This window comes from Polaromonas sp. YR568, from assembly GCF_943371715.1.
Taxonomy (GTDB): domain Bacteria; phylum Pseudomonadota; class Gammaproteobacteria; order Burkholderiales; family Burkholderiaceae_C; genus Polaromonas.
In genome coordinates this window covers 20752-38972 of the sequence record NZ_CALRVW010000001.1, presented here as the reverse complement: position 1 = coordinate 38972, position 18221 = coordinate 20752, and the positions used below count along the sequence as shown (strand labels likewise).

Genomic DNA, 18221 nt, shown 5'->3' with positions numbered 1-18221 from the left:
CGGGCGGTGGCACTGGGGTGGCGCAAGCGCCGCAATCAGGGGGAACGCGGAAATTCCTGGAACAAGGGAACTGGACACGCAACCGGCTTTGAGAAGGTCTCTGAAACCGGTTTCAGTGAATTATAAAAGAATCCCTATCCCCGCCGTAAGCATGGATAACCCTAGGCGTGGCCCAAGGTCGGGTTGGGCGAGTTCGGGTGCGGCGAGGACGAACCTCGCACGATGAGCTGGCCGGGCAGCAGGATCTGCCGCGCCGGCAGCGCCACGCCGCGCAGGCGTTCGAGCAGGCAGCCGGCGGCCATGCGGCCGATATCGTCGGTCGGCTGCGCGATGGTGGTCAGGCCGGGGCCGACGTAGGGCGACCATTCGGTTTCATCAAAACCGACCAGCCCGACCTGCTCCCCGAAACGCCAGCCGAGTCTGGCCATGGCCGCGACCACCCGCAGGGTGACCACCGCGTTGCTCGACACGATGCCCGGCAGGCGCTGACCGGCCCGCTGGCGCAGCGCCCGCAAGGCCTGGTCCAGCGCGTCGGCATTGTCGGCGCTGCTCTCGAAGGTACGGCCCGTCACCGCCGGTTTGTCTGTGCCCTCGGCGAGGAAGGCAAGAAAGGCGGCTTCGCGTTCCACGCGTGAACTGACGTCGCGGACCGGTTCCGACACAAACAGCAGCTCGCGGTAGCCGCGCTCGACCAGGTGGCCGGCCGCCAGACGCACCGAGCCGGTATTGTCCAGCGAGACAAAGTCGGCCTGCATGCCCTGGTGGCGACGGTCCACCAGCACCACCGGTTTGCCGTGGCGTGCCGCCGCGGCCGCGGCGCCGGCATCCCGGCCCAGGGTATTGAGGATGAAACCATCGACCTGGTAAGCCGTCAGGGCTTCAATGGCTTCGCGTTCGCGCGTGCCATTGTTGCCGAGATTGAACAGCATCAGCAGGTAGCCGGCCTCCTGGCAGGCTTTTTCGGCCCCGCGCAGCACGGCCACGGAAAACGGGTTGGTCACATCGGCTACGACCAGGCCGATCAGGCGCGAGCGGCCGCGCTTGAGGGCTTGCGCCATGGGGCTGGGCACGTAGGCCAGGGCGGCGACGGCGACCTCGACACGGCGTGCGATGTCCGGGCTGAGGAGCTTGTCCCGGTGGTTCAGAAAGCGCGACACGGTGGCTTTGGATACACCGGCGGCACGCGCCACATCGGCAATGGTGGCACGCGGCGTGGGTGGCGCGGGGGTGGTGGCAGTCAGGAGTGCAGGGGTGGGCATGGCAGGGCATGGGCCGGCGTGAAACCAGTTTCAGTGAATGGTAGCACCCTGTCCAAGCGGCTGGCCCAGCCGACCTTCAGGCCCAGGCGCGCCAGGCCGATTGCCATACTGGTTTCCGTGCCTGCCGTATGTTTGAAAAAAGAGGTGGCGTCTTCGAGCGGACCCGGCCGGTCGGCTACCAGCAGCAGCATGGCTTCGCCAAAAGTTGCGACATCCAGCGCGCTTGTCATGGGTGTTGACCGGGAAAGTGCAGGGTGCGCGAATCGTAGCACCTCCCGCTTGCTATATTATTGATAGCTGCCAGCGCTTGTGGAGCAATGGCTGAAGGGCGATTTAATGAAGAAAGTCGCTGGCGGGCGGGTCAGGCGCCGATGCTGCCGGTGATGGGCAGCACGATGCCGGTGATGTAGCCCGAACACACGGGTGCGGCCAGGAACACATAGGCAGGGGAAATTTCCTCCGGCTGGGCCGGGCGTTTCATGTCGGTTTTTTCGCCGAAGCGCCTGATGTCTTTGGCCGACTTGTCGGCCGGGTTCAACGGCGTCCACACCGGTCCGGGCGCCACCGCGTTGACGCGTATGCCCTTGTCGATCAGGTTGCTGGCCAGCGACTTGGTGAAGGCGTGAATCGCGCCCTTGGTCGCCGAGTAGTCCAGCAGCTGCGCGCTGCCTTCGAGCCCCGTCACGGAGCCGGTGTTGATGATGCAGGCGCCGCGGCGCAAATGTGGCACGGCGGCCTTCGCCATGTGAAAGTAACCGAAGATGTTGGTGCGGAAGGTTTCCTCGAACCGTTTCTCGTCGAGTTCCTCCAGGCCCCGAGCATGTTCCTGGAAGGCCGCATTGTTGACGAGGATGTCGAGCCGGCCGAACGCCTTGAGCGTTTTGGCGACGGCCTTGCGCGCAAAGGCGGGGTTCTTGACATCGCCCGGAATCAGCACGCAGGCCTGGCCCTCGGCCTCGATGCAGTGTTGGGTCTCGCGTGCGTCTTCATGCTCGTTGAGGTAGGCCAGCGCCACATCGGCGCCCTCGCGGGCGAACAGCACGCCTACCGCGCGCCCTATGCCGGAGTCCCCGCCGGTGATCAGCGCCACCATGCCGCGCAGCTTGTTGCTGCCTTCATACGCAGGCGCCAGAAAGTTCGGTGGCAGCGCCATATCGGCCTCCCGGCCGGGCTTGCGCAAGTGCTGGCCAGGCAACGGCGTGGCGGGCTGCACCCTTGCGCCGGCCTGCACCGCTTTTTTGGCAGGCGGCTTGCGCGGCCGACGGGCGTCGCTGTCATCCTGCTCCGTCTGGATGGCGCGCTGTTTGCGAGCTGTGGCCGTGACGCGGGCGGCGTTTTTTCGCACCGCCGCGCTCATGTCGTGCTGCTTTTCTTCTTGCCGGCGCCGGATTTTTTGCCGCCACCATCGGTCTTGTTGACCGTCGCCCAGGCGCGGGTTTCGGCCTCGCCCTCGGACACGCCTTGTTTCCGGTAGCCCTCCTCGATGTGCCGGGCCTGGCGTTTCTGTTTGTCGGTGTAGGCGGATTTGTCTCCTTGCGGCATGTTGCTCTCCTTGAACAAAGATGAAGTCATCAACGCAGGCCATCCGGTGACTGTGTGTCAACGCCTTCAGTTTCCGGCTGTAGGACAAACCGCAACAGCATGTCACTTTCGTGCTGTCCTACAAAAACATCAACGGCGTCTGACACAGGCGCCTGGGGGCGCTGCCTAGAGTCGTTTCTGTGTCTGGCCCTCCGCCATGCATGCAGCACCACCGGTGCTGTGAACGACCAACCAACCCAACCATCACCAGGAAGCCCCACCATGAGCAAAGCACCCCCCAAGATGAATGATGCCGTCGACCTGCTCGATGCCGACCATATTGCCGTCAAGAAGCTGTTCACCCAGTTCAAGAAACTCAGCGAAGCCAAGGCGCCCGCTGACGAGCGCAAGGCGCTGGCCGACAGGATCTGCAAGGAGCTGACCGTGCATGCGGACATCGAAGAACAGATCTTTTACCCCGCGGCACGCGAGGCCATTGATGACGACGCGCTGCTCAACGAAGCCGAGGTCGAGCATGCCAGCGCCAAGGACCTGATTGCGCAGATTTCGGACATGGATGCGGACGAAGAACTGTTCGACGCCAAGGTAATCGTGCTCGGCGAATACATCGACCACCACGTGGAAGAAGAGCGTGAGGAGATGTTCCCCAAAGCCCGCAAGAGCGACATGGACCTCAAGGGCATGGTTGCCGACCTGAAGGCGCTCAAGGAAGAGCTGCTGGCGAAGGAAGAAGTGTCCGCCTGAAGAGGCGCCAGGACGACCCCGCCTCGGGGGTCTGTCCGAGGGCCAGCCCGCGGCGCTCAGGCCGTGGCGGCGCTGACCCGGGGGTCAAAGGAGAAATAGAAACACGCGCCTTGCCCCTCGGATGACTCGCCGCGTATCAGGCCACCGTGCCGCTCCAGAATGCGGTGCACGGTGGCCAGTCCGATGCCGCTGCCTTCGAACTCGGTGTCGTGGTGGAGCCGGTGGAAGGGCTTGAACAGGCTGTCGGCATAGTCCATGTTGAAGCCGGCACCGTTGTCACGCACGAACAGTATCTTGCGCCCGCCTTCCCGCGCCGGCATCAGGCCGAACTCAATGGTGGCCTGGGATTGCTGGCGCGAGTATTTCCAGGCGTTGCCGATCAGGTTTTCCAGAATGATGCGGGCGAGTTTGCTGTCGCAGCGGCCATGGATGCCCGACTGGATGGTGACCTGCACCGGACGCTTGGGATCGCGCTGCCTTTCCTGCAGGACCACCTGCTGCGCCATGACGCTGAGGTCCACATCCTCCAGCACCAGTTTTCCCTTGCTGACGCGGGCCAGCGCCAGCAGGTCGTTGATCAGTTCGTGCATGCGCACGACGTTGACGCGGACCCGGTCGAACAGGCGTTGCTCCTCGTCGCTGAGTCGGCCCTTGAGGCGGCGCGCCAGCAGCACGCTGAATCCCTCGATGCTGCGCAGCGGGGACTGCAGGTCATGCGAGACCGAGTAACCGAAAGACTCCAGCTCGGCATTGGTCGCCATGAGCTGCTCGGTGCGCTCGGTGACACGCTGTTCCAGCGTTTCGTTGAAGCGCGAAATCTCACGGTCGCGCCGCAGCCGCACCAGCTCGGCGGTGATGCGGCTGGCAAAAATCTGCATCAACGCATCCCGGTCGGTGGAGCGGGCCTGGGGCTTTCGCCACAAGGCATTGACGACCCCGATGGGGGTGCCGTCGGCATCACACAGGGCCGCGCCGATGTAGGCGTGGAAGTTGCCCTCCGTCAGGATCCGGTCATGCGGAAACAGCTCTTGCACGCCTTCGTTGTAGACACACAGGTCGGACTGGCTGAGGACCTTGTCGCAGGGGGTGCCGGCCAGGGGGTAGCGGATATTGGGCTGCAGCTCGCCGTCCTGAACCATGGCCAGTGAGGCGATGCTTTGGTCGGCCATGGTTTCACCCACGATCACCAGATCCGCGCCAATGGCCAGGGCCAGATGCTGGACCACGTAACGGAAGAAGGCTTCGCCGGTGCCGCTCGACAGGGCCTTGGCGACGTCGATCAACTGGGCCTCACGGCGCTTTTGCTCACTGATGTTGATGGACGAGTTAAGTACGCAGGGCTCGCCGGCGATATTGATGATCGCGGACCAAACCCGGCAGTCAACCATGCTGCCGTTTTTGTGGGGGATCTGCATTTCGCGGACCAGCACCCGCCCGGCGGCCTGCACATCCCGGACAAATTGCCTGCGTGCGGCTTCGCTGGGCCAAATCCCCATCTCGACCGAGGTGCGCCCCAACAGATCTTCCGGTGCAAAGCCGTGAAAGCGGTCTTCCGCGGCATTGGCGGCCAGGAAGGTGCCGTCGGAAATCCGCGAAATGGTCATGCTGATCGGGCTGAAATCAAACGCCTTGGAGAACAGTTCAGCCGACTGGCGCGCCGCCAGCCTGGCCTGAGTTTCGGCGGTGGCATCGGTGATGGTGGAGACCACGATGCGGCCCTTGCTCACGCCCTCGACCTCGGACGACAGCAGGATGTTGATGAGCCTGCCGTCCTTGGTGCGGCCCTCCACCGGAAGATTGATGGTCCGGGTCGCCACACGCATCTGGCGCTGGAAATCCTTGCGGGCCTCGGGTTTGTCCCACAACATCGCATCGTTGCCGCCCAGTGACTCGTCGCGGGTGTAGCCGTAGAGGCGTTCGAACGCCGGGTTGACATCGAGCACCGTCATGGTGTCGACGTCCTGCACGATGATGGCCGCCGGGCTGTTGCGAAAAATGCGGCTGAAGCGGTCTTCGCTCAGGCGCAACTCGTCTTCGGCCTTCTCGCGCCGGCGCAGTTCGGCATGCTGCTCGCGCAGTGCCCGCAGCACCACCTGGCGGCTGGTGTACACGCTGCCGGCAATGCCGGTGAGCAGCAGGACATTGACCACCCAGAACCGCAGGTCCACCGCGAAATTCGCCTTGCCCAGCAGGCCGGCCTGTTCGGCCCAGCTCAGCAGGCCCAGCACCAGGGCGCTCATCATGACCGCCGCGATCAGGGACTTTTTTCCCTGCATCATGCCGGCGGCAATCACCGCGCCGACAAAACCCAGCAGCAGCGCACTGCGGACCGACCCGTAGGCCACCATGCCCGTCGCCGACAGGCCGATCAGGGAATAGACCAGCAGATAACTGGTCCATTGGTAGTGCCCTCGGTGCAGCAGCCAGTAGCCGAACGCGGTCAGCGCCAGCGCGACGCTGATCACGACGATTTGCACGTCGCCGATTTCCTGGGCAAGTGACAGGCCCAGCACCAGCGGCAGGCTGGCCAGCAGCATCAGCAACAGGGCGCGCAGCCCGCGCGAATAGCGGTGTTCTATCAGCGCCGCAGCCAGCTGGCGGGTGGGTTCGTGAGAAGAGGAGGTGTCTGGCATGGCGGGGTGCAGGGTTGACGAATACTAAAGCACTCCATCGCATGCCGGCGATTATTTGCTGGTGGCCTCCACCCCTTTGGCCACCGGATGCGTGGGGTCGCTGCACCAGTCGCTCCAGCTGCCGGCGTAAAGGCCGGTGCGGCCCAGACCGGCAATTTCCATGGCCAGGAGGTTGGGCACGGCACTGACGCCACTGCCACAGTGGTGCACCACGCTGGCCGGATCACGGCCGCCCAGCAGGGTTTCAAACTCGGCCCGCAGCTGGTCGGCGGGCTTGAACCTGCCGTCGGGACCGAGGTTGTCGCTGAAAGGGCGGTTCAGCGCGCCGGGAATGTGGCCGGCCACCGGGTCCAGGGGTTCAACCTCGCCGCGAAAACGTGCGGGAGCGCGGGCATCCACCAGGGTCTGTCCGGGCTGGCCGAGGTGGTCGGCCACCGTTTTTCCGTCCACCAGCCGCGCCTTTTCCGGACCGGGGAAAAAGATGGACTGGAAATGCGAGGGCTCTTCGCCGCGGTTGACCGCGCCGCCTGCGGCCTGCCAGGCCTGCAGCCCGCCGTCGAGCACGGCCACCGCTTCGTGGCCGGCCCACTTGAGCATCCACCACAGGCGGCCGCAGTAGTTGGCGCCGTTGCGGTCGTACACCACCGCCTGCATGTCATTGCTGAAACCCACGCTGGACAGCCAGGTGGCAAATTTTTCGCGGTTCGGCAGCGGGTGGCGCCCGCCGGAAGCGGGCTGGTCCGCGCCGCTGTGCACGGTCAGCACGCCGTGAGCGCCGGGCACGCCGTGTTTGGCGCTCAGGTCGGTGTCGAGGTGGGCATACACCGCCCCCGGAATGTGGCCCTCCAGGTACAGCTGCCGGCCGGCTTGGGGCTGCATCAGGTCGAAGCTGCAGTCAAACACGCGGTAGGGCTGGCCGCTGCGCGCCAGGGCCTGCAGCTGTTCCGCAGAAATCAGGGTGGTGTACATGGCGGCTCCCGTTGAAAAATAAGCCTGTGAAATCGATTCAATGTTCCTCGGCAGGCGCGCCCGGCGCGGCCCGGGCGCGCAGCACGGTGGCGGCGATGCCGCTGGCCACAATGAGCGCCATGCCGGCCCAGCCCAGCAGGGGAATCTGGTCGCCGAACAGCGCCAGGCTGTAGATCGCGCCAAACACAATGCCGGAGTATTGCAAGTTTGCCACCACCAGCGTGGCACTGCGGGTTTTCGCCATGCTGTAGGCCCGCGTCATGCACAGCTGGCCCAGCGAGGCCAGCACGCCCAGGGGGATCAGCCACAGCGCCGGCTTCCAGTGCCACTCGGAGACGCCGGCCACCAGCATGCCCAGGCCGCCGGCGACGGCCGAACCGACCGCGAAATAAAACACCGTGCGGGTTTCGGGCTCACCCACCCGTGCCAGCGCCATGACCTGCATGTAGGCAAAGGCGGACAGCAAACCGGACATCAGGCCGATCAAACCGGCGAAGGCCTGGTTTTGCTCTATCGTCGGTCGCAGCATCATCACCACCCCGATGAAGCCGGTGATGACGGTCAACACCAGCGGTCCCTGGCTGAAACCAGCCCCCACGCTTGTCGCTTCGCGTACTGCGCTGCCCCTCGGGGGGGCGCTGCGCCTGCGGCCCGGCAAAGCCGGTTCCGCGGCCCCGGCTGGTGCAGAAGGAATTCCTACGCTTGTTGCTTCACGTACCGCGCGGCCGCCGCGCGCCGGCAGCAGCCCCATCAGCAGCGCGCCGCCGACCAGAAAGGTGGCGATCCAGACGCTGCTCATGTAGTTCAGCGTCATGGCGGTGGCCAGGGGCAGGTGGGCGATGGCGTAAAACCAGGCGCCCAGCGAGATCACGCCGACCAGGCTGCGCCACATGTGCATGCCGGGATACCGGGTGGCCAGCGTCACGCCACGGGTGCGGGCCAGCGCCCACATGAAAAACATGCCGAGCAGGCCGCGGTAGAACACCAGTTCCGCGCTGTTGAAATACACCGAGGCGAACTTGACGCAGACCGCCATGGTGGCAAAGAAGAAGGCGGCGGCCAACATCCAGAGGGCTTGCATGGCGGAACTCGTTGTTAGAAGTGAAAAGTGGGTTTAACCCAGGCGGTTCCTGCGACGGTAGCTATCGAATTAATAGCAATGACGGCAGCCAGGAGGCCGCGTCAGAGCATCTGCGTGGTCTTGCTGGCGCCCATCTCGCGGCGGTACCACTCGTGAAAGTGCTGCATGCCGTCTTCCATCGGGCTCTGGTAGGGTCCGAACTCGTTGTCGCCGCGCTGCATCAGGGCCTTGCGGCCGGCGTCCATGCTCAGTGCAATCTCGTCGTCTTCGACACAGGTCTCCATGTAGGCGGCCTGCTGCGCATCCATGAACTCGCGCTCGAAGGCGCAGATTTCCTCGGGGTAGAAAAACTCCACCACGTTCAGCGTCTTGTCCGGTCCCTGCGGGTGCAGGGTGCTGACCACCAGGGCGTGCGGGTACCACTCGACCATCACATTGGGGTAGTAGGTCAGCCAGATCGCGCCGTACTTGGGCGGCACGCCCTTGCGGTACTGCAGCACCACGTCGTGCCATTTCTTGTAGACGTCGGTGCCCGGCTTGCCTAGCTTGTCGGACACACCGACGGTTTGCACCGAGTAATGCGGCGTCAGCTCCCAGCGCAGGTCGTCGGTGGTCACGAAGGCGCCCAGTCCAGGGTGGTAAGGGCCGACGTGGTAGTCCTCGAGGTAGACCTCGATGAAGGTCTTCCAGTTGTAGTTGCACTCGTGCAGGGTGATCCGGTCGAGCTGGTAACCCGAAAAATCGAGGTCGGGCATGGCGCCCAGCGGCGCCATCTCGGCGGCGATGTCGCGGCCGTTGTCTTCAAACACCAGGCCGTTCCAGCTGCTGGTCTGGTAGCGGTTCAGATTCAGGCAGGGGTCAACCTCGAAATGCGGCGCCCCGATCAGCTCGCCGTTGGTGTTGTAGGTCCAGCGGTGCAGCGGGCAGACGATGTTGCTGCCGGTATTGCCGCGGCCCTGCAGCATGGTGGACTGGCGGTGCCGGCAGACGTTGGAGATCAGCTCCACGCCGGTGGCATTGCGCACCAGGGCCCGCCCGCCGAGTTCCTGGGGCAGGGCGTAGTAGTCGCCCAGATTCGGCACGGAGAGCTCGTGCCCCACGTAACGCGGGCCGCGGGCAAACAGCTTTTGCTGCTCCCGCTGGTACAGGCCGGCGTCAAAGTAGCTGGAAACGGGGAGCTGGCTGGTGGCCTGCAGGAGACGGAGGCTTAGATCAGACATGCAATTTCCGAAACAGGCAGTTTCGGGGGTGGATGAAGGGGCAGACAACCCTGTCAGGCAGGCGGGGCGTCAAGGCGTGAAGCCGCTCGATTGTACCGTGCGGGTCCCGCTTTGTGCCGCTGCAGACCTGGCGTGAAAGTCCGTTGCACCCCATAAACAGGCGGCCCGGTACAGGGACAATGGCGGCAGGGCGGAAAATGGCGCACAACGGCCTAAAATCAGTCCTCCAACCAAATACCCATGGCCAAAACTTCCTCTTCCCCCGTCCCCGCCACACCCGCCAGTTACGAAGCTGCGCTGGAAGAACTCGAAACCCTGGTGGCCCGCCTCGAGTCCGGCCAGTTGCCGCTGGACCAGTTGCTGACCGGCTACCAGCGTGGTGCTGAACTGCTCAAGTTCTGCCGCAGCAAACTCGAGGCCGTGGAAAACCAGATCAAGGTGCTGGAAGGCAACGAAATCAAGCCCTGGAACCAAGAGTAAGCCCATTGACTGAACAGACACCTTTTGCGCTGGGCGCCTGGAGCACCCGCCAACTCGCCGCCGTTGAACAAGCCCTGAGCCGCTGGGTAGCCCCGCCCGAACCGAGGCCCGCGCCGGCCGGCCTGGGTGACGCCATGCGTTACGCGGTGCTCGATGGCGGCAAACGGCTGCGTCCCCTGCTCGTCATGGCGGCCTGCGAGGCGGTGGACGGCAGTCCCGATGCGGCGCTGCGTGTGGCCTGCGCGGTGGAGCTGATTCACGCCTATTCGCTGGTGCACGACGACATGCCCTGCATGGACAACGACATCCTGCGGCGCGGCAAGCCGACGGTGCATGTCAAATTCGGCCAGGCACAGGCCCTGCTGGCCGGCGATGCGCTGCAGGCGCTGGCCTTTGAACTGCTGACGCCGGAAGACGGCTCCATCGAGCCCGCCACGCAGGCGACCCTGTGCCGCATGCTGGCCCAGGCGGCCGGCTACCAGGGCATGGCAGGCGGGCAGGCCATCGACCTGGCCAGTGTCGGCAAGGCGCTGACCTCGGCTGAGCTGCATGACATGCACCGGCTCAAGACCGGTGCCCTGCTGCAGGCCAGCGTGATGATGGGCGCCGCCTGCGGTGCCGCCACCGCCGTGGCGCAAAATGCGCTGAGCGATTACGGTGCCGCCGTGGGCCTGGCTTTCCAGGTGGTCGACGACATCCTGGACGTCACGGCCGATTCGGCCACGCTGGGCAAGACCGCGGGCAAGGATGCCGCCCAGGACAAGCCCACCTTTGTGTCGCTGATGGGGTTGCCGGCCTCGCGCAATTACGCGCAGGAGCTGCTCTCCCAGGCGCACCACAGCCTGAAGGCCAGCGAACTCGGGCACACCGCCGCACTCAGCGCGCTGGCCGACATGCTGGTCAACCGAACGACTTGAGCACAGACTTGAAAAAAGAAGCGACCGGCATCTCCAGGAAACGAGACATCAGAAACAAGACACCACGATGTACCCACTGCTAGAAACCATCAACAGCCCCGCAGACCTGCGCCTGCTGCCACGTCCCCAGCTCAGGACGCTGGCCGACGAGTTGCGCGCCTATGTTCTGCACAGCGTGTCGCAGACCGGCGGACACCTGAGCTCCAACCTGGGCACGGTCGAACTCACGGTGGCGCTGCACTATGTGTTCAACACGCCCGAGGACCGGCTGGTCTGGGACGTGGGCCACCAGACCTACCCGCACAAGATCCTGACCGGCCGGCGCGACCGCATGGCCAGTCTGCGCCAGTTCGGCGGCCTCAGCGGCTTTCCGCGGCGCGATGAAAGCGAATACGACACCTTTGGCACCGCGCATTCATCGACCTCGATCTCTGCCGCTTTGGGCATGGCGATGGCGGCCAAACAAAAGGGTGAAGACCGCCATGCGGTGGCCATCATCGGCGACGGCGCCATGAGCGCGGGCATGGCCTTCGAGGCGCTCAACAATGCCGGTGTCTGCGACTGCAATCTGCTGGTGATCCTCAACGACAACGACATGAGCATCAGCCCGCCGGTCGGCGCCCTCAACCGCTACCTGGCGCAGCTCATGAGCGGGCAGTTTTATGCCTCGGCCAAAAGTGTCGGCAAGCAGGTGCTCAAGGTTGCGCCGCCGCTGTTCGAGCTGGCCAAGCGTCTCGAGACCCATGCCAAGGGCATGGTGGTGCCGGCCACGCTGTTCGAGAATTTCGGCTTCAACTACATCGGCCCCATCGATGGCCACGACCTCGACTCGCTGATCCCGACGCTGGAAAACATCAAGCACCTGCAAGGCCCGCAGTTCCTCCATGTGGTGACCAAAAAAGGCCAGGGCTACAAGTTGGCCGAGGCCGACCCGGTGGCCTACCACGGCCCCGGCAAGTTCGATCCGGCCATGGGGCTGCAGAAGTCCACCGCGCCGGCGAAACAGACTTTCACCCAGGTGTTCGGCCACTGGCTGTGCGACATGGCCGAAAAGGACAGCCGGCTGGTCGGTATCACGCCGGCCATGCGCGAAGGCTCGGGCATGGTGGAGTTCCACCAGCGTTTCCCCGACCGTTATTACGACGTCGGCATTGCCGAGCAGCACGCGGTCACGTTTGCCGCGGGCATGGCCTGCGAAGGCCTCAAGCCGGTGGTGGCAATTTATTCCACCTTTTTGCAGCGCGGTTATGACCAGCTGATCCACGATGTGGCGCTGCAGAACCTGCCGGTGGTGTTTGCACTCGACCGCGCCGGGCTGGTGGGAGCTGACGGCGCCACCCATGCGGGCGCCTACGACATCGCCTACCTGCGCTGCATCCCCAACATGAGTGTGGCTTGCCCGGCCGACGAGAACGAGTGCCGCATGCTGCTGAGCAGCGCGTATGAACAGAACCATCCGGTGGCCGTGCGTTATCCGCGCGGCGCCGGTGCCGGTGTGGCGACGCAGGCCCACCTGGACGCCTTGCCCTTTGGCAAGGGCGAGCTGCGCCGCCAGGGCGCGGGGGTGGCGATTCTGGCCTTTGGCACCTTGTTGCATCCGGCCCTCGAAGCGGCCGAAAAACTCGGCGCCACGGTGGTCAACATGCGCTGGGCCAAGCCACTGGACACTGAATTGCTGCTGCAGGTGGCGGCCAGCCACGAGGCCCTGGTCACGGTGGAAGAAGGTTCGATCATGGGTGGCGCCGGCAGTGCGGTGGCGGAAGCCCTGGCTGCTGCGGGCGTCGTCAAGCCCTTGCTGCACCTGGGCCTGCGCGATGAATTCACCGAGCATGGCGATCCCGCCCGGCTGCTGGCCCTGCAGGGGCTGGACGCGGCAGGCATCGAGCAAGCCATCGTCGCGCGTTTTGGCGTCCTGCCCGCACCGGCCCAGCCGGCCAAACGCACGCTCAAATCCGTGGCATGACGGCGTCCCTGAAAAGCGGGGCAGGCCCTTCGGCCATGCCCGATGTGCAGGGCCGGGCCGACCTGCGCCGCCTGCCCATCCAGCGTGTCGGCATCACCTCGCTGCGTTATCCGCTGAACGTGGTGGTGGCGGGCAAGGTACAGCCGACGGTAGGCACCTGGACACTCGATGTGGGCCTGCGTGCCGACCAGAAGGGCGCCCACATGTCGCGCCTGATCGCCTGGCTGGATGCGTTGACGCTGCGCGGCGAGGCGCTGACCGCAGACTCGCTGCGCTCCGAAATCGAGAGCATGCTCCGCTTGCTGGAAGCCGACAGCGGCCACATTGAAGTCACGTTTCCGTTTTTCATCCGGAAGTCGGCACCGGTCAGCGGACAGCAAAGCCTGATGGAGTACGACGGCGCCTGGCTGGCCCGGCGCCAGGACGGCGCGACCCGCATCAGCATGCAGGCCACGGTGCCCGTCAAGTCGCTGTGTCCCTGTTCCAAGGAGGTCAGCGATGACGGCGCGCACAACCAGCGTTCGCACATCAAGCTGCTCGCCCGGCTCACCGGGGCGATGGACTGGAGCGAGCTGGTGCGTTTTGCCGAGGACAACGCGTCCTGCGAGCTCTGGGGTCTGCTCAAGCGCCCCGACGAAAAATGGGTGACCGAGCGGGCCTATGCCAACCCCAAGTTCGTCGAGGACCTGATCCGCGACGTGGCCCTGGCGCTCGATGCGGACGACCGCGTTGCCGGCTACCGGGTAGCGGTCACCAACTTCGAATCGATTCATGCCCACGATGCCTATGCGGTGATCGAGCGCGGCATCGACTGAACGCCTGCACGACCGGTTACCCTGCCATTTTCATTCCTGACAGTAGCCTGAAGACCTGCGATGTGAGAGCTGTTTTGACGGGATAACCCCCGATGGTCAGGCTTTCCCGCTTTCTACAATAAGCATACTTACAGTCAAGGCCGCATGGCGTGGCGCTGTACAAGAACCAACCGTTTTATCAACTCCCGGAGTCTCTTCAATGGATCGTCGTTCCCTCATCAAACATGCCGGTATCGCCGGTGTGCTTGCCGCTGGTGTTGCACCGGCCGTACACGCCCAGGCCGCCATCCGCTGGCGCCTCGCCTCGAGCTTCCCCAAGTCGCTGGACACGGTGTTCGGCGGCGCAGAGACCTTTGCCAAAAAGGTCAACGAAATGAGCGGCGGGAAATTTGTCATTTCCACGCATGCGGCCGGCGAGTTGATGCCTGCTTTCGGCGTGGTCGATGGTGTGCAGAACGGCACGGTCGAAATGGCCCACACCGCTGCCTACTATTTCTTCGGCAAGGACGACGCTTTCACGCTGAGCTGCTCGATTCCCTTTGGCCTGAACAGCCGCCAGATGACCGCCTGGATGTACGAGGGCAATGGCCTGAAGCTGACACGCGAGTTCTACGCCAAGTACAACATCATGAACTTCCCGGGCGGCAACACCGGCGCGCAGATGGGCGGCTGGTACCGCAAGGAGATCAAGTCGGTCGCCGACATGAAGGGCCTGAAATTCCGCGTCGGCGGTTTTGCCGGCAAGGTGCTCGAGCGCATGGGCGTGGTGCCACAGAACATTCCGGCCGGCGAGATCTACCAGGCGCTCGAAAAAGGCACGCTGGACGCTGCCGAGTGGATTGGGCCCTATGACGACCAGAAGCTGGGTTTCAACAAGGTGGCGCCTTATTACTACTACCCCGCCTGGTGGGAAGGTGGTCCGCAGCTGGAGTTCTTCATCAACACCAAGGCTTACGAAGCCCTGTCGCCGGAAAACAAGGCGATTGTGACCGCGGCTTCCGCCTACGCCCACACGGAACTGCAGGCCAAGTACGACGCCAAGAATCCGACCGCCCTGAAGCAGCTGGTGGCTTCGAAAACCAAGGTCCTGCCTTTCCCCAAGGACATCATGGATCGTGCCTACAAGGAGTCCATGGCCCTGTATGCGGAAATCAGCGCCAAGAATCCGGCCTGGAAAAAAATCTACGATGATTTCTCCAGCTTCCGGCGCGACCAGAATCTGTGGTTCCGCTTCACCGAAGCGCGTTTCGACAGCTTCATGCAGTCGCAGAAACTGTAAGCAGCCCCTACCGGCCAGACAGGGCGTCACTCCCCCAGGCGGGGGGGTGGCGCCCTGTTGCGTTTCTCCATCAGGTGAAGCCCTGAGGGGGTAACTCCCAATAGTTATAGATGGATCGACTCCTAGACTCGCGGGGTGTCAGTAATCCTTTTAATCTATCTATAACTGAGGAGTTTGCTCATGGATCGTCGTTCTCTCATCAAAAATGCCGGTATTGCCGGTGTCCTGGCTGCTGGTGTTGCACCAGCCGTTCAGGCCCAGGGTGCCACCATCCGCTGGCGCCTGGCATCGAGCTTCCCGAAATCGCTGGACACCATTTTTGGCGGTGCCGAGACCTTTGCCAAAAAGGTCAGCGAAATGAGCGGTGGCAAATTCACCATCTCGACCCATGCTGCGGGCGAGTTGATGCCTGCGTTCGGCGTGGTTGATGGCGTGCAGAACGGCACCGTCGAAGTTGCGCATACCGCGCCGTATTACTTTTTCGGCAAGGACGAGACCTTTGCGCTCGGTTGCGCCATTCCCTTCGGCCTGAACAGCCGCCAGATGACGGCCTGGATGTACGAGGGCAACGGCATGAAGCTGATGCGCGAGTTCTATGCCAAGTACAACATCGTGAACTTCCCGGCCGGCAACACGGGTTGCCAGATGGGCGGCTGGTACCGCAAGGAGATCAAGTCGGTCAAGGACATGAAGGGCCTGAAGATGCGCATTGGCGGCTTCGGTGGCAAGATTCTTGAGCGCATGGGCTCGGTGCCGCAGAACATTCCTGGTGGCGAAATTTACCAGGCGCTGGAAAAAGGCACGATCGATGCAGCCGAATGGGTCGGTCCTTACGACGACCAGAAGCTGGGCTTCAACAAGGTCGCTCCGTTCTATTACTACCCCGGCTGGTGGGAGGGTGGTCCCCAGCTCGACGTGTTCATCAATAACAAGGCCTATGACGGCCTGTCTGCAGAGAACAAGGCGATTGTTGAAGCGGCTGCCGCCTACGCCCACGTCGAGATGCAGGCCAAGTACGACGCCAAGAACCCGACCGCGCTGAAACAGCTGGTGGGCAGCAAGACCAAGGTCCTGCCTTTCCCCAAGGATGTGCTGGATCTGGCCTTCAAGGAGTCCATGGCCCTGTATGCCGAGATCAGCGCCCGGAATCCCGCCTGGAAAAAAGTCTACGACGACTACGCCAACTTCCGTCGCGACCAGAACCTGTGGTTCCGCTTCACCGAAGCGCGCTTCGACAACTTCATGCAATCCCAGAAGCTGTAAACCGTCTCACGGTTTTCTGGCTAAAGCCCCGCTCTGCGGGGCTTTTTTTTTGCCTGCCTGAGGCCGCCCCGTTTGCCCGCCGGCGTTCGGTGCCTGCCCGAGGGCAGCTGCTGCTCCGTCAGGCGCAGCACGGCTCCGCATCAACGCCTGGAAGGCGGTGCAAAGCCGGTCGGGCTGCCCGGCAAGCGTCGCGGCCATCATGGCTGCCTGCCGGGGGCGCGGCAAAAAAAAGCCCCGGCATGCCGGGGCTTGTTGGGTGACGCACCCTTCAAAGGGTCGCGCCTGGCCCTGCGGCCTATTTTTTCTTGTCCTTGTCCATGGAGTCCTGCATGGCTTTCATCGGGTCGTCGTCAGCGAGCTTCTGTTCGGCGGCAGCTTCCGCGGCGCTGCCCGGGACAGGCACGGCTTCCGCCGGCTCTTCCTGAACCTGCAGGATGACCTTGTCGAGATCGATCTTTTCGACCTTGTCGAGACCGCTGGAGACAATGCCCGGGAAGGCAATGATCAGGCCGACCATGACGACCTGGATCACCACGAAGGGCACGGCACCCCAGTAGATCTGCATGGTGGTGACCGGCTGGATCAGCTTCTTGGTGACCTTGTCGGTGTATTCCTTGATGGGCGCGACGCTGCGCAGGTAGAACAGCGCAAAACCGAAGGGCGGGTGCATGAAGGAGGTCTGCATGTTCACGGCCAGCAGCACGCCGAACCAGATCAGGTCGATGCCCAGCTTCTCGGCCACCGGTGCCAGCAGCGGCACCACGATGAAGGACAACTCGAAGAAGTCCAGGAAGAAGGCCAGGAAGAAGATCAGCACGTTGACCACGATCAGGAAGCCGGTCTGGCCGCCGGGCAGGCCGCTGAGCAGGTGCTCCACCCATTTCGGTCCGTCCACGCCCTGGAACACCAGGCTGAAAATGGTCGAGCCGATCAGGATGAAAACCACAAAACACGACAGCTTGGTGGTGGTGTTGAGCGCCTGCTTGAGCAGCGAGAAGCTAAGGCGGCGGCGCGCAAATGCCATGATCAACGCGCCCATCGCACCCATGGCGCCGCCTTCGGTCGGCGTTGCGATGCCGAGGAAAATCGTGCCCAGCACCAGGAAAATCAGCAGCAGCGGCGGGATCAGCACAAAGGTCACACGCTCGGCCATGCGCGACAGCAGGCCCAGGCGGGTGACCTTGTTGACCACGGCGATCGCGAACGCCAGGATCACACCCAGGCACATGGACACCACGATGGTTTCATCGAGTGCCACCGAGGTGACGGTTTCACCTTTCCACCAGGTTTGCACCTGGGCGTAGTGTTTGGCGAAGTAGACGGCACTGCCGGAAGAGACAATCGTCAGCAGCAGCAGCGACAACAGGCCGGCCTTGCCGTTGTCCTCGCGGATGGTGCGCGCTTCGGCCGGCAGGGCGGGGACCCACTGCGGCTTGATGAAGGCCAGCACAAACACGTAGCCGACATACATGCCGGTCAGGATGAAGCCGGGCACAAAAGCGCCCTTGTACATGTCACCGACGCTGCGGCCCAGCTGGTCAGCCAGGATGATCAGCACCAGCGAAGGCGGGATGATTTGCGCCAGGGTGCCGGAAGCGGCAATCACGCCCGAAGCCAAGCGCCGGTCGTAACCGTAGCGCAGCATGATGGGCAGCGAAATCAGGCCCATGGAAATCACCGAGGCCGCGACCACGCCGGTGGTGGCCGCCAGCAGGGCGCCGACCAGGATCACCGCGATGGCCAGGCCGCCGCGTAGCGGGCCGAAGAGCTGGCCAATGGTGTCCAGCAGGTCCTCGGCCATGCCGCTGCGCTCAAGCACCAGGCCCATCAGCGTGAAAAACGGGATGGCCAGCAAGGTGTCGTTCTGCATGATGCCGAACAGCCGCAGCGGCAGGGCCTGCATCAAGGCTTCTGGCAAGACACCGAGTTCAACACCGATGAATCCGAAAAACAGTCCGCAGGCGCCGAGGCTGAAGGCCACCGGAAAGCCCATCAGCAGGAAGACGATCAGCCCCATGAACATGATGGGGGCGAGGTTGGCGATAAAAAATTCCAT

Annotated in this window: 15 protein-coding genes and 1 pseudogene; 7 read left to right on the top strand and 9 right to left on the bottom strand. The window is 63.7% G+C overall.

Going from position 1 to position 18221, the window contains the following annotated elements:
* Positions 1-161: 161 nt before the first annotated feature.
* The 4 genes and pseudogenes from AAG813_RS00180 to AAG813_RS00165 form a co-directional block, all read right to left on the bottom strand.
* Positions 162-1259: a LacI family DNA-binding transcriptional regulator gene (locus AAG813_RS00180; RefSeq protein WP_341910555.1), complete on the bottom strand. Its 1098-nt coding sequence runs from the start codon at positions 1257-1259 to the stop codon at positions 162-164.
* A gap of 53 nt (positions 1260-1312) precedes the next feature.
* Positions 1313-1489 (bottom strand): annotated as a pseudogene (locus AAG813_RS00175) (sugar kinase); the annotation flags it as partial.
* Between the two features lie 131 nt (positions 1490-1620).
* Complete coding sequence (locus AAG813_RS00170; RefSeq protein WP_341910553.1) at positions 1621-2616, bottom strand: SDR family oxidoreductase; 996 nt, start codon at positions 2614-2616, stop codon at positions 1621-1623.
* Positions 2613-2801 carry a hypothetical protein gene (locus AAG813_RS00165; protein WP_341910551.1) on the bottom strand — a complete coding sequence of 63 codons (189 nt, stop codon included), beginning with the start codon at positions 2799-2801 and terminating at the stop codon, positions 2613-2615. Before AAG813_RS00165 ends, AAG813_RS00170 begins: the two co-directional genes overlap by 4 nt.
* Before the next feature lie 261 nt (positions 2802-3062).
* Between AAG813_RS00165 and AAG813_RS00160 the strand changes: the two genes are divergently transcribed.
* Positions 3063-3545, top strand: a complete 483-nt coding sequence (locus tag AAG813_RS00160; protein ID WP_341910549.1) for a hemerythrin domain-containing protein — start codon at positions 3063-3065, stop codon at positions 3543-3545.
* A gap of 56 nt (positions 3546-3601) precedes the next feature.
* Here the strand turns inward: AAG813_RS00160 and AAG813_RS00155 are convergent, their stop codons facing one another.
* From AAG813_RS00155 to AAG813_RS00140, 4 genes are all read right to left on the bottom strand, one after another.
* On the bottom strand, positions 3602-6178 hold the full coding sequence (locus tag AAG813_RS00155; protein ID WP_341910547.1) for a PAS domain S-box protein: 2577 nt from the start codon (positions 6176-6178) through the stop codon (positions 3602-3604).
* A gap of 51 nt (positions 6179-6229) precedes the next feature.
* Positions 6230-7147 carry a sulfurtransferase gene (locus tag AAG813_RS00150; RefSeq protein WP_341910546.1) on the bottom strand — a complete coding sequence of 306 codons (918 nt, stop codon included), beginning with the start codon at positions 7145-7147 and terminating at the stop codon, positions 6230-6232.
* 37 nt (positions 7148-7184) lie between these two features.
* A complete protein-coding gene (locus AAG813_RS00145) occupies positions 7185-8228 on the bottom strand; it encodes an EamA/RhaT family transporter (protein WP_341910544.1) in 1044 nt (347 codons plus the stop codon).
* 101 nt (positions 8229-8329) lie between these two features.
* Complete coding sequence (locus tag AAG813_RS00140; RefSeq protein ID WP_341910542.1) at positions 8330-9448, bottom strand: aromatic ring-hydroxylating dioxygenase subunit alpha; 1119 nt, start codon at positions 9446-9448, stop codon at positions 8330-8332.
* A gap of 240 nt (positions 9449-9688) precedes the next feature.
* On the opposite strand from AAG813_RS00140, the gene AAG813_RS00135 reads away from it, so the two are divergent.
* The 6 genes from AAG813_RS00135 (at position 9689) to AAG813_RS00110 (ending at position 16165) form a co-directional block, all read left to right on the top strand.
* Positions 9689-9928, top strand: coding sequence for an exodeoxyribonuclease VII small subunit (locus tag AAG813_RS00135; protein ID WP_096668483.1), 240 nt, complete (start codon positions 9689-9691; stop codon positions 9926-9928).
* A 5-nt stretch (positions 9929-9933) separates the two neighbouring features.
* A complete protein-coding gene (locus tag AAG813_RS00130; RefSeq protein ID WP_341910538.1) occupies positions 9934-10845 on the top strand; it encodes a polyprenyl synthetase family protein in 912 nt (303 codons plus the stop codon).
* A gap of 67 nt (positions 10846-10912) precedes the next feature.
* Positions 10913-12808, top strand: coding sequence for a 1-deoxy-D-xylulose-5-phosphate synthase (gene dxs / locus AAG813_RS00125; RefSeq protein WP_341910536.1), 1896 nt, complete (start codon positions 10913-10915; stop codon positions 12806-12808).
* Positions 12805-13623 carry a GTP cyclohydrolase FolE2 gene (gene folE2, locus AAG813_RS00120; RefSeq protein ID WP_341910534.1) on the top strand — a complete coding sequence of 273 codons (819 nt, stop codon included), beginning with the start codon at positions 12805-12807 and terminating at the stop codon, positions 13621-13623. The genes dxs and folE2 overlap by 4 nt, the downstream gene beginning before the upstream one ends.
* Positions 13624-13822: 199 nt before the next feature.
* Complete coding sequence (locus tag AAG813_RS00115) at positions 13823-14902, top strand: TRAP transporter substrate-binding protein (RefSeq protein WP_341910532.1); 1080 nt, start codon at positions 13823-13825, stop codon at positions 14900-14902.
* 180 nt (positions 14903-15082) lie between these two features.
* Entirely contained in the window at positions 15083-16165 is a 1083-nt protein-coding gene (locus tag AAG813_RS00110) for a TRAP transporter substrate-binding protein (protein ID WP_341910530.1), read from the top strand.
* Between the two features lie 295 nt (positions 16166-16460).
* Here the strand turns inward: AAG813_RS00110 and AAG813_RS00105 are convergent, their stop codons facing one another.
* Positions 16461-18221 carry a TRAP transporter large permease subunit gene (locus AAG813_RS00105; protein WP_341910528.1) on the bottom strand — a complete coding sequence of 587 codons (1761 nt, stop codon included), beginning with the start codon at positions 18219-18221 and terminating at the stop codon, positions 16461-16463.

Coding starts and splice junctions, on each gene's coding strand:
- AAG813_RS00180 (WP_341910555.1), bottom strand. CDS start 1,259: ATGCCCACCCCTGCACTCCTGACTGCCACCACCCCCGCGCCACCCACG.
- AAG813_RS00170 (WP_341910553.1), bottom strand. CDS start 2,616: ATGAGCGCGGCGGTGCGAAAAAACGCCGCCCGCGTCACGGCCACAGCT.
- AAG813_RS00165 (WP_341910551.1), bottom strand. CDS start 2,801: ATGCCGCAAGGAGACAAATCCGCCTACACCGACAAACAGAAACGCCAG.
- AAG813_RS00160 (WP_341910549.1), top strand. CDS start 3,063: ATGAGCAAAGCACCCCCCAAGATGAATGATGCCGTCGACCTGCTCGAT.
- AAG813_RS00155 (WP_341910547.1), bottom strand. CDS start 6,178: ATGCCAGACACCTCCTCTTCTCACGAACCCACCCGCCAGCTGGCTGCG.
- AAG813_RS00150 (WP_341910546.1), bottom strand. CDS start 7,147: ATGTACACCACCCTGATTTCTGCGGAACAGCTGCAGGCCCTGGCGCGC.
- AAG813_RS00145 (WP_341910544.1), bottom strand. CDS start 8,228: ATGCAAGCCCTCTGGATGTTGGCCGCCGCCTTCTTCTTTGCCACCATG.
- AAG813_RS00140 (WP_341910542.1), bottom strand. CDS start 9,448: ATGTCTGATCTAAGCCTCCGTCTCCTGCAGGCCACCAGCCAGCTCCCC.
- AAG813_RS00135 (WP_096668483.1), top strand. CDS start 9,689: ATGGCCAAAACTTCCTCTTCCCCCGTCCCCGCCACACCCGCCAGTTAC.
- dxs (WP_341910536.1), top strand. CDS start 10,913: ATGTACCCACTGCTAGAAACCATCAACAGCCCCGCAGACCTGCGCCTG.
- folE2 (WP_341910534.1), top strand. CDS start 12,805: ATGACGGCGTCCCTGAAAAGCGGGGCAGGCCCTTCGGCCATGCCCGAT.
- AAG813_RS00115 (WP_341910532.1), top strand. CDS start 13,823: ATGGATCGTCGTTCCCTCATCAAACATGCCGGTATCGCCGGTGTGCTT.
- AAG813_RS00110 (WP_341910530.1), top strand. CDS start 15,083: ATGGATCGTCGTTCTCTCATCAAAAATGCCGGTATTGCCGGTGTCCTG.
- AAG813_RS00105 (WP_341910528.1), bottom strand. CDS start 18,221: ATGGAATTTTTTATCGCCAACCTCGCCCCCATCATGTTCATGGGGCTG.